Source organism: Frankia nepalensis, from assembly GCF_016786325.1.
Taxonomy (GTDB): Bacteria; Actinomycetota; Actinomycetes; order Frankiales; family Frankiaceae; genus Pseudofrankia; species Pseudofrankia nepalensis.
This window is the reverse complement of sequence record NZ_JADWYU010000155.1, coordinates 31,684-41,826: the sequence shown is the minus strand read 5'-3', so window position 1 is coordinate 41,826 and position 10,143 is coordinate 31,684. Positions and strand designations below refer to the sequence as shown.

The window sequence follows — 10,143 nt, the reverse complement described above, 5'->3', positions numbered from 1 at the left end:
GCTCGATCCGTGGCCGCGGCCACGGATCGAGCCCGCCCCACCTTCTGGCGGAGGAACTCCACCTCCCGGCCTGGGAGGCTTCACTCCCGCGACGTGATTCCCGCGGGTGGTCCTCGGGCGCCGCGCGGTCTCGCCGCGCGGTCTCGGAGAGGTCGGATGGCCCCGCCGCCCGCGGCAGGCATACTGACGCGGTAACCGTCTCGTCTCCGGAGAGTGGACGAACCAACCAGATGTCAGGACTTACCCCGCACGGGGACGACGCGCCCGAGGTTCGTCCCACCCCCGGGGGGCGGAAGCCAGGTACCGACGAGCCTCCCGAGATCAAGGTCTCGCTGTCCGACGCGATCGGTGGGCCGCGCGGGGTCGTCGACACCACCTTGCCGACGATCGCGTTCGTCGCCGTCAACAGCGCCGCCGGCCTCACAGCCGCGATCGTCGCCGCTCTCGTCGTCGGCGTCGCGATCTTCATCCTGCGGCTCGTGCGGAGCGAGCCGAAGCAACAGGCCTTCTCCGGGCTGTTCGCCGTCGGAATCGCGGCCTTCTTCGCTTCTCGGACGAAGTCGAGCAAGGGCTTCTTCCTGCCGAGCATCCTCAAGAACGCGGTGGCGATCGCCATCGGCGTCGGCTCGATGCTCGCCCGTCGGCCGCTCGCCGGTTACGTGATGGCCGCCTTCGACCAGCGCTATGCCGACTGGCGCGACCACCGCGACACGATGCGGGCCGCGAACTGGGCGACCGGTGTCTGGATCGTGGTATACATCCTGCGGTTCGGCGTGCAGGGCATCTTCTACCTCGCGGGCCAGGACGGGTGGCTGGCGGCGGCGAACCTCGTCCTGGGGCTGCCGCTGTTCGGCATCGCCGTCGTCGCGACGCTCGCGATCGTGCGCAAGCTCGCCCCGGCCGCGCGGTTCGCGCCGCCCGACGACGCCCCGGACGGCCAGGGCCCGACCGATCCGGCGCCGAGCCGCGCCACGATCCTGGAGAAGGCGTCGGACGACTAGGGCGCGTCCCTGGCGGGTCCCGGCCTGCCCACGGCGCCGCTCCGCGACGCCAGGCCGTCCGCGCCCTCCTGGCGCCCGCGCGCCGGCGTGGGAGGGCGCGGCCGGGTCAGGGGGCGGCGGGCGCGGAGGACGCCCCGAGGATGACCGCGAGTTCCGTCTCGGCGTCGGGGGTCACCGCGACGGCGAGCACCTCGTCGCCGGGCTCCAGCGTGCTGTCGGGGGACGGGACCACCGCCTGCCCGCCGCGCAGGATCACGACCAGCGCGCAGTCGCCCGGCAGCGCGATGTCCCTCAGCGACCTGCCGATCACCGGCGAGTCGGCCGGCAGGGTCAGCTCGACCAGTGAGGCGTCGGACTGGCGGAACTTCATCAGCCGGACCAGGTCGCCGACGCTGACCGCCTCCTCCACGAGCGCGGTCAGCATCCGCGGCGCCGAGACCGCCACGTCGACGCCCCAGCTGTCCGTGAACAGCCACTCGTTCTTCGGATGGTTCACCCGGGCGACCACCCGCGGAACCCCGAACTCGGTCTTGGCGAGCAGCGAGACGACCAGATTGACCTTGTCGTCGCCGGTGGCGGCGACCATCACCGCGCAGTTCTCCAGCCCGGCGAGCTCCAGCGACGACAGCTCGCAGGCGTCGGCCTGCAGCCAGCGGGCGCGCGGCAGCGCCTCCGGGCGGATCTTGGCCGCGTCCCGCTCGATGAGCAGCACCTCGGTGCCGTTGTCCGCCAGCTCGGCCGCGATCGATCGGCCTACCTTGCCGGCGCCGGCGATCGTCACCACCCGACGAGCCATGCTGGTGGTCCCTTCTGCTCAGGCGTCCTTGGCGGGATCGGCGCGCACGACCGCCTCGGCCTCGCTCGCGCGCTTGCGCGGCACGGCCGCGTGCAGGATGTCACCGTCCTGCACCAGCGTGCGCGGCTCCGGGACGACGCCGTCGCCGAAGCGGGTCACGCACGCCACCCGGATGCCGGCGGCCTCCTCGATCTCCTTGACCGGCCGGCCGACCCAGCCGCGGCCGGGCTGTAGCTGGGTGATCACCACGTGGCCCGACGGGTGGGTCCATTCCGGCGTGACGGTGTCGGGGAGCAGCCGGGACAGGATCTGGTCGCGGGTCCAGCGCACGGTGGCGACCGTCGGGATGCCGAGCCGCTCGTAGACCTCGGCGCGGCGCGGGTCGTAGATCCGGGCGACCACGTTCTGGACGCCGAACATCTCGCGGGCGACCCGGGCAGAGATGATGTTCGAGTTGTCGCCGCTGGACACCGACGCGAACGCGTCCGCGTCCTCGATACCCGCTTCGACCAGCGTGTCCCGGTCGAAGCCGACACCGGTGACCTTGCGGCCGCCGAATGCCTTCGACAGCCGGTGGAAGGCCGCGGGGTCCTGGTCGATGACGGCGACGCTGTGCCCGAAACGTTCCACTTCGAGCGCCAGCGCCGAGCCGACCCGGCCGCAGCCGAGGATCACCACGTGCATGGGGCGAGAGCGTAGCCGCGCCCCGGTGACCAGGTCGACGGCGCATCGGTGGTCCGGGCCCACGCCTCTGGATGGTTATGGCGCGGGTCACAACGCAGGGTGGGCGCTCCCGCCCGTGGGCCCGCCAGCGGGGACGGGGTGTCGCGGCCCGGCTCCGGAAGGGCACCGGACCGACGGCGGTCGCACGGCGGTCGTGCGGCGGTCGTGCGGCGGTCGCTCGGTGTGGTATTCCCGACGGGGTCTCTGTCGGGCTGGGCCTGATCGGCGGACAAGACCGGACATTTACGGCCAGGTTGGACGGGCAGCTCGGTGGGGTAGCTCGATACCATCTGCGCGTGGCGCTCACGGACCGGCTGAAGCGCGGTTTCGTCGGCCGCCCCCTCGGGAGCGACCGGCTCGGCGAGACGTTGCTGCCGAAGCGGGTCGCTCTGCCCGTGTTCGCCAGTGACGCGTTGTCCTCGGTGTCGTACGCGACCGAGGAGATCCTGCTGGTCCTCTCGATCGGCGGGCTGGCGTACTACCACTTCTCGCCGTGGATCGCGCTCGCGGTCGTCGTGCTGATGATGACGGTCGTCGCGTCCTACCGGCAGAACGTGCACGCCTACCCGAGCGGCGGCGGCGACTACGAGGTCGCCACCGTCAACCTCGGCGACAAGGCGGGACTGACCGTCGCGAGCGCGCTGCTGGTCGACTACGTGCTGACCGTCGCCGTGTCGATCTCCGCCGGGGTGGCGAACCTGGCGAGCGCGGCCACGGGCCTCGCCGAGCACAAGGTGATCGTGGCGGTCGTGTTGATTGTCCTGCTGACGATGGTGAACCTGCGGGGGGTGCGCGAGTCCGGCACCGCGTTCGCGATCCCGACCTACGCGTTCATCGTCGGCATCTTCACGATGATCATCGTGGGGCTGGTGAAGGTCCTGGCCGGGGACACCCCACGAGCCGAGAGCGCCGACTACGAGGTGGTGTCGGGCGAGCACTTCACCGGGCTCGCGCTCGCCTTCCTCGCGCTGCGGGCGTTCTCCTCCGGTTGCACGGCGCTCACCGGCGTCGAGGCGATCAGCAACGGTGTGCCGGCGTTCCGTAAGCCGAAGAGCCGCAACGCGGCGACCACGCTGCTGATGATGGGCCTGCTCGCCACGGCGATGTTCATCGGGGTCACCGCGCTCGCGCTGATCAGCAAGGTGCACGTCGCCGAGGACCCCGAGCACCTCGTCGGCGCGCACGGCGAGCAGGCGACCGTGATCGCCCAGGTCGCCAAGGCCGTCTTCGGCGACAACCTCCTGTTCGTCTACGTCGCCGCGGTCACCACGCTGATCCTCATCCTGGCCGCGAACACCGCGTTCAACGGATTCCCGGTGCTCGGCTCGATCCTCGCCCGCGACGGCTACCTGCCCCGCCAGCTGCACACCCGCGGCGACCGGCTGGCCTACTCGAACGGCATCCTGCTGCTCGCCGGCTTCGCGATCCTGCTGGTGGTCGCCTTCAAGGCGGAGACCACCCGGATCATCCAGCTCTACATCGTCGGCGTGTTCGTCTCGTTCACCCTCAGCCAGATCGGCATGGTCCGGCACTGGCAGCGGATCCTGCGCGACGGCGCGGCGCAGGCGGCGACACCGGCCGGCCGGCGCAAGGTCCGCCGCTCCCAGACGATCAACTTCTTCGGCGCCTGCATGACCGGCCTGGTGCTGATTCTGGTGCTGGTCACCAAGTTCACTCACGGCGCCTACATCGTCTGCATCGCGATGCCGGTGCTCTTCCTGCTGATGCGGTCGATCCGCCGGCACTACGACCGGGTCCGGACCGAGCTGGCCCCGCCGTCCGGCCCGCCGACGCTGCCGTCCCGGGTGCATGGCGTGGTGCTGGTCAGCAAGATCCACGCCCCGACGCTGCGGGCGCTCGCCTACGCGAAGGCGACCCGGCCCTACAGCCTGGTCGCGGTGACCGCCGCCGTCGACCAGGCCGACGCGGAGCGGCTGACCCAGGATTGGCACGAACGTGGCATCACCATCGACCTGGTGACGCTGGCCTCGCCCTACCGGGAGATCACCGGCCCGGTGCTCAAGTACGTCGCGGACATCCGCCGGGAGAGCCCGCGCGACGTGGTCGCCGTGTTCGTGCCCGAGTACGTGGTCGGGCACTGGTGGGAGCACCTGCTGCACAACCAGAGCGCGCTGCGGCTCAAGGCCCGGCTGCTGTTCCAGCCAGGCGTCATGGTGACCAGCGTCCCCTGGCAGCTGGAGTCGTCGTCGCGGGCCCACCGCCGCTACGAGGGGGCGGCCGCCGGCGCGGTCCGGCGCGGGCAGGCGGCGCCACGCGGCCCGGTCGCGGTCGGCGCCGAGCCGACCCCGCCGCCCGACTCCGCGGCGCTGCCGGCCGGCAAGCCCGGCGGGGCCGGGAGCTAGCCGGCCATGCCCGTCGACCCGCCCCCGCCCGCCTCGCTCCCCACCGAGGGGGAACTCGTCGAGCTCACCGTCGGCCAGGTCGCCCACGGCGGCTCGTGCGTGGCGCGCGCCGACGGCCGGGTGGTGTTCGTCCGGCACGCGCTGCCCGGCGAGCGGGTCCGTGCCCGGGTCACCGACCGCTCCCACGACCGCTACTGGCGGGCGGACGCCGTCGAGATCCTCGAGGCCTCGCCCGACCGGGTCGCCCCGCCGTGCCCCCATGCGGGGCCGGGCCTGTGCGGCGGCTGCGACTGGCAGCACGCCTCCCCGCCGGCCCAGCGCCGGTTGAAGGCCCAGGTGGTCGTCGACGCCCTGCGCCGCCAGGGCGGCCTGCCTGCCCGGGTCGCCGCCGACGACGCCCCTTACGGCGGGGCCCCGCGCGACGATGCCGCTTATGACGCCGCTCGCGACGACAAGGACGCCCCCGGGCTCGCCGTGTCCGTGGAGCCGCTGCCGGGGGTGGGCGGCGATGACGGCCTGGGCTGGCGCACCCGGATGCGCTTCGCGGTGACCGACGCCGGCGAGGTCGGGCTGCGCGCGTACCGCTCGCACCGGGTCGTGGCGACCCCCGACTGCCGCATCGCGCACCCGCTCGTCGCCGGCGCCGTCGCCGGGCGGCGCTTCCCCGGCGCCGAGGCGGTCGAGGTCGCGGCGAGCGTGCGCTCCGGGCGGGTGTCGGTCCGCCCGGACGGCGGCCAGGACGTCGCCGACGGCCACGCGGGCGCGTCCGAGGAGGGCCCGCTGGTGGAGCGGGTTCACGGCCGCCAGTTCCAGGTCGACGCGGCCGCGTTCTGGCAGGTGCACCCGGCCGCGGCGCGCACCCTGGTGGACGCGGTGCTGGCCGCGCTGGCGCCCAGGGCGGGGGATCGGGCGCTCGACCTCTACGCGGGCGCCGGCCTGTTCGCCGCGTTCCTGGCCGAGGCGGTCGGTCCGGACGGCGAGGTGATCGCGATCGAGTCGGACGCCGCCGCGGTCGCCTCGGCGGCCAGGAGCCTGGCCGATCTGCCCTGGGTGTCGGTCCGGCCGGTCCGGGTCACCGCCCGGACGGTGCGCGGCTGCGTCGGGTCCGCCGGCGGGGTCGACGTGGCGGTGCTGGATCCGCCGCGGACGGGCGCCGGCCCGGACGTGCTGGCGGCGCTGCTCGCGCTGCGGCCGCGCGCGGTCGCCTACGTCGCCTGTGATCCGGTGGCGCTCGCCCGCGACCTCGCGGTCGCCGAGGGCGCGGGCTACCTGGTCGACGAGGTGCGCGGGTTCGATCTCTTCCCGATGACGGCGCACGTCGAGTGCGTGGCCCGGCTGGTGCCGGCGGGCTCCTGACGCTCCCCGCGCGGCTCCGCCCGCGCCGGCCGGCGCGGCGCGCGCCGGCGGTGGCCAGAAGTCACCGGAGCCCGCCGGCGGCCGGTCCGCCGCGATCCGCCGGGACGCCGGACCGGCCCGGCGCGCGGGCCGGGTGACGCTGGTATCCGCTTTGTGACAGCTCCGTGTCGGCGGCTGTCATGACTCGGGTGGCTCCGGGCCGGGCCGGCGGGCTTCTACCCGACCACCGGGCGGGCTTGGCGGTGACCGCTGCCACTGGGTAGTCGGATGACCGACATGGCGTGGCGGCCGAACGGCGGTAGGTTCAGCTCAGTACCGGTGCCGGGACCAATTGTCGTCGCGGCGGGAGTGGATTCTACCGCCCAACGGACCGAATTCACCCACAGGCGCGGTGATCTCACATGTCGGGTGCCGGTCCCTTGGCTGACATCTGGTCAGGCTAGGCTTTCCCGGACCCCGGGACCGAACCCCAGTCGGGGGAGGGAGTGCACGCCGTGTCGCTGCTGTCGACGATCAACAGCCCACAGGACGTCAAACGCCTCGACCCCGAGGAGCTGCCCGCTCTCGCCGCGGAGATCCGTGATTTCCTGATCCACGCGGTCGCGCGCACCGGTGGCCACCTCGGCCCTAACCTGGGCGCCGTCGAGCTCACGTTGGCAATTCACCGCGTATTCGACTCGCCATTTGACCGCATCCTGTGGGACACCGGTCACCAGTCCTATGTACACAAGATTCTGACCGGCCGCGTCGACGCCTTCGACAAGCTCCGCCAGCGCGGCGGTCTGTCCGGCTACCCGAGCCAGGCCGAGTCCGAGCACGACATCATCGAGAACTCGCACGCCTCCACGGCGCTGTCCTACGCGGACGGCCTGTCGCGCGCCTACACCCTGCGCGGCGAGGACCGCCACGTCGTCGCCGTCGTCGGCGACGGAGCGCTCACCGGCGGCATGTGCTGGGAGGCGATCAACAACATCGCCGCCGGCGACCACAAGGTCGTCATCATCGTCAACGACAACGGCCGCTCCTACGCGCCGACCATCGGCGGCCTCGCCGACCACCTCGCCGCGCTGCGCCTCGCTCCCGAGTACGAGCAGGTCCTCGACGTCGTCAAGCAGGTCCTGGGCCGCACTCCGCTGGTCGGCGCCCCGCTGTTCGACGCGCTGCACGGCATCAAGAGGGGCATCAAGGACTTCGTCCAGCCGCAGGGCATGTTCGAGGACCTCGGCCTGAAGTACGTCGGCCCGGTCGACGGGCACGACGCCGCGGCGATGGAGCAGGCGCTGCGCCGGGCAAAGGACTACAACCGCCCGGTCATCGTGCACGCCGTCACCCGCAAGGGCTTCGGCTACCCGGCCGCCGAGCAGGACGAGGCCGACCAGTTCCACGCCGTCGGCATCATCGACCCGAAGACCGGCAAGCCGACCTCGGCGAAGAAGGGCACGTCCTGGACGAGCGTCTTCTCCGACGAGATCGTCCGGATCGGGGCCGAGCGGCCCGACGTCGTCACGATGACGGCCGCCATGCTCCAGCCCGTCGGGTTGCACGCCTTCTCCAAGGCCTACCCCGACCGGGTGTTCGACGTCGGCATCGCCGAGCAGCACGCCACCACCTCGGCCGCTGGCCTGGCGATGGGCGGCCTCAAGCCGGTCGTGTGCATCTACGCGACCTTCCTGAACCGGGCCTTCGACCAGGTCCTCATGGACGTGGCCCTGCACCGCCAGGCGGTCACGTTCGTGCTCGACCGCGCCGGCGTCACCGGTGAGGACGGCGCGTCCCACAACGGCATGTGGGACATGTCCCTGATGCAGATCGTGCCGGACCTGGAGATCGCCGCGCCGCGGGACGAGCCGACCCTGCGCGCCCTGCTGCGCGAGGCGGTGGCCGAGACCGAGAAGCCCAACGTCATCCGGTTCCCGAAGGGCAACCTCGGCCCCGAGGTGCCGGCCGTCGACACCATCGGCGGCGTGGACGTGCTGTTCCGCGAGCCGGCGGTCGCCCGCCACCGCGAGGTGCTGCTGGTCTCGATCGGCGCGATGGCCCCGACGTGCCTGGAGGTCGCCCGCCGGGTCGCGAGCCAGGGCATCGGCATCACGGTCGTCGACCCGCGCTGGGTCAAGCCGGTGCCGGCCGAGCTCGTCGAGCTGGCCCGTGACCACGACCTGGTCGTCACGGTCGAGGACAACGGCCGCGTCGGTGGCGTGGGCGCCGCGATCGCGCAGGCGCTGCGCGACGCGGACGTCGACGTCCCGCTGCGCGACTTCGGCATCGCCCAGCGCTTCCTCGACCAGGGCAAGCGCGACGAGGTGCTCGCCGAGGTGGGCCTCGCGCCGCAGGACCTCGCCCGCAAGGTCGTCGAGGCGGTCGCCCGCCGCCAGCCGGCGCTGGAGGGTGAGCCGTCCGCGATCCCGACTCCCACCGAGCCGACCGGGCCGAAGGCCGCGGCCAAGGCGTCCCCGCGCCAGCGCCGCGCCAGCGAGTAACAGTCCCGCCTCGGGACGAACGACGGCTTCACGAACGACAGCCGGCCGGGCCTTCGCCTGGCCGGCTTCGTCGTCGTGGCGCCGGCCGGCCCTCAGCCGGGCGTGCCGGCCCACAGGTCGGGGCCGAAGACCTCGTACTGGACGCGCTCGGCGGGCACGCCGCGTTCCAGCAGCCCAGCGCGGACGGCCCGCATGAACGGGATCGGCCCGCACAGGTGCACCCGGGCGCCAGGTGGCACCGGCAGCAGGGCGGGCGGCAGCAGGCCGAGCTGCTCGTGGCCGGCCAGGCGGTGCTCGTCGTCCGGCCGCTCGTACCAGAAGAGCGCCTCGAACGCGTCGAGTTGGCGGCCGAGCTCCTCGACCCGCGCGCGCAGCGGGAAGGCCAGCGGCGAGCGGTCCGCGTGGGCCACGACGACCCGCCGGCCGGGCTGGGTGCGCGCCAGGTGCGCGAGCATCGCCACGGTCGGGGTGACGCCGATGCCGGCGCTGACCAGCAGCAGCGGGTCCTCTCCGGGCGGCAGGGTGACGTCGCCGGCCGGGGAGGACAGCTCCAGCACGTCGCCCTCCTTCACCGTGTCGTGCAGGAAGGTCGACACCATGCCGTCGGGTCCGCCGTCGACGCCGGTCACCCGGCGCACGGTGATGCGCAGCGAGCCGTTGCCGGGGGCGTCCGACAGGGTGTACTGGCGTGGCTGGCGGCCGCCGTCCGGCAGGTCCACGGCCACCGACACGTACTGCCCCGGCCGGTAGTACGGCACGGCCCCGCCATCCGCCGGCACCAGCTCGAAGGACACGACATCCGGCGCGTCGGGCACACGGGCGGCCACCCGCCACCGGCTCCAGGGCCGCGCCGGGTCGACGCCCGCCCGCTCGTAGAGGCGGCCCTCCTCGGCGGCGAGCAGCACCGCGAACAGCCAGTAGACCTCCTCCCAGGCCGCGCGCACCGCCGGCGTGACGGCGTCGCCGAGCACCTCGCCGACGGCGGCGAGCAGGTTCTCGCCGACGATCGTGTACTGCTCGGGGCGGACCCCCAGGGACACGTGCTTGTGCGCGATGCGCTCGAGGACCGGCGCGAACGGCGTCTCGCTCACGCCGAGGAGATGCTCGGCGAACGCGACGACGGAGGTCGCGAGTGCCCGCCGCTGGTCGCCGTTGGCCTGGTTGCCCTGGTTGAACAGGCGCAGCAGCTCCGGGTGGGCGGCGAACAGGCGGTCGTAGAAGGCCGAGGTGATCTCCACCCCGTGGGCGGCCACGGCGCCGGCCGTGGCGCGGACGATCTCGGCGGACTGCGGGGACAACATGTGGAACCTCCAGACGTGCGTGAACGGGAAGGTGGGACGCCCGACGGGGTGGAGCTGGGCGGTCACCCGACGGGAGGCATGCGGCGGCCCGGGCATGGCGCGGCGTGGGCCGCGAGCCGATGG

The 10,143-nt window shown here is 73.3% G+C and carries 7 protein-coding genes; 4 read left to right on the top strand and 3 right to left on the bottom strand.

What is annotated here, in order from left to right; translation table 11 throughout:
* Positions 1–230: 230 nt before the first annotated feature.
* Positions 231–1,001: a DUF3159 domain-containing protein gene (locus I6A81_RS24490; RefSeq protein ID WP_203006865.1), complete on the top strand. Its 771-nt coding sequence runs from the start codon at positions 231–233 to the stop codon at positions 999–1,001.
* A gap of 106 nt (positions 1,002–1,107) precedes the next feature.
* Here the strand turns inward: I6A81_RS24490 and I6A81_RS24485 are convergent, their stop codons facing one another.
* Together I6A81_RS24485 and I6A81_RS24480 are read right to left on the bottom strand one after the other, a co-directional pair.
* Positions 1,108–1,797 carry a potassium channel family protein gene (locus tag I6A81_RS24485; protein WP_203006866.1) on the bottom strand — a complete coding sequence of 230 codons (690 nt, stop codon included), beginning with the start codon at positions 1,795–1,797 and terminating at the stop codon, positions 1,108–1,110.
* An 18-nt stretch (positions 1,798–1,815) separates the two neighbouring features.
* Positions 1,816–2,481: a potassium channel family protein gene (locus I6A81_RS24480; protein WP_203006867.1), complete on the bottom strand. Its 666-nt coding sequence runs from the start codon at positions 2,479–2,481 to the stop codon at positions 1,816–1,818.
* A gap of 335 nt (positions 2,482–2,816) precedes the next feature.
* On the opposite strand from I6A81_RS24480, the gene I6A81_RS24475 reads away from it, so the two are divergent.
* The 3 genes from I6A81_RS24475 (at position 2,817) to dxs (ending at position 8,719) form a co-directional block, all read left to right on the top strand.
* Positions 2,817–4,883 (top strand): APC family permease, encoded by a 2,067-nt coding sequence (locus I6A81_RS24475; RefSeq protein ID WP_203006868.1) that lies wholly within the window; start codon positions 2,817–2,819, stop codon positions 4,881–4,883.
* Positions 4,884–4,889: 6 nt separating this feature from the next.
* Positions 4,890–6,239, top strand: coding sequence for a class I SAM-dependent RNA methyltransferase (locus I6A81_RS24470; RefSeq protein WP_203006869.1), 1,350 nt, complete (start codon positions 4,890–4,892; stop codon positions 6,237–6,239).
* 494 nt (positions 6,240–6,733) lie between these two features.
* Positions 6,734–8,719: a 1-deoxy-D-xylulose-5-phosphate synthase gene (dxs, locus tag I6A81_RS24465; protein WP_203006870.1), complete on the top strand. Its 1,986-nt coding sequence runs from the start codon at positions 6,734–6,736 to the stop codon at positions 8,717–8,719.
* A 92-nt stretch (positions 8,720–8,811) separates the two neighbouring features.
* Here dxs and I6A81_RS24460 read toward each other — a convergent pair whose 3' ends face one another.
* Complete coding sequence (locus I6A81_RS24460; RefSeq protein ID WP_203006871.1) at positions 8,812–10,020, bottom strand: globin domain-containing protein; 1,209 nt, start codon at positions 10,018–10,020, stop codon at positions 8,812–8,814.
* Between the last annotated feature and the right edge of the window lie 123 nt (positions 10,021–10,143).

What these genes read in the sequence shown, in the direction of transcription:
- I6A81_RS24480 (WP_203006867.1), bottom strand. Translation starts at nt 2,481, where the DNA reads ATGCACGTGGTGATCCTCGGCTGCGGCCGGGTCGGCTCGGCGCTGGCG.
- I6A81_RS24460 (WP_203006871.1), bottom strand. Translation starts at nt 10,020, where the DNA reads ATGTTGTCCCCGCAGTCCGCCGAGATCGTCCGCGCCACGGCCGGCGCC.
- I6A81_RS24485 (WP_203006866.1), bottom strand. Translation starts at nt 1,797, where the DNA reads ATGGCTCGTCGGGTGGTGACGATCGCCGGCGCCGGCAAGGTAGGCCGA.
- I6A81_RS24470 (WP_203006869.1), top strand. Translation starts at nt 4,890, where the DNA reads ATGCCCGTCGACCCGCCCCCGCCCGCCTCGCTCCCCACCGAGGGGGAA.
- I6A81_RS24490 (WP_203006865.1), top strand. Translation starts at nt 231, where the DNA reads ATGTCAGGACTTACCCCGCACGGGGACGACGCGCCCGAGGTTCGTCCC.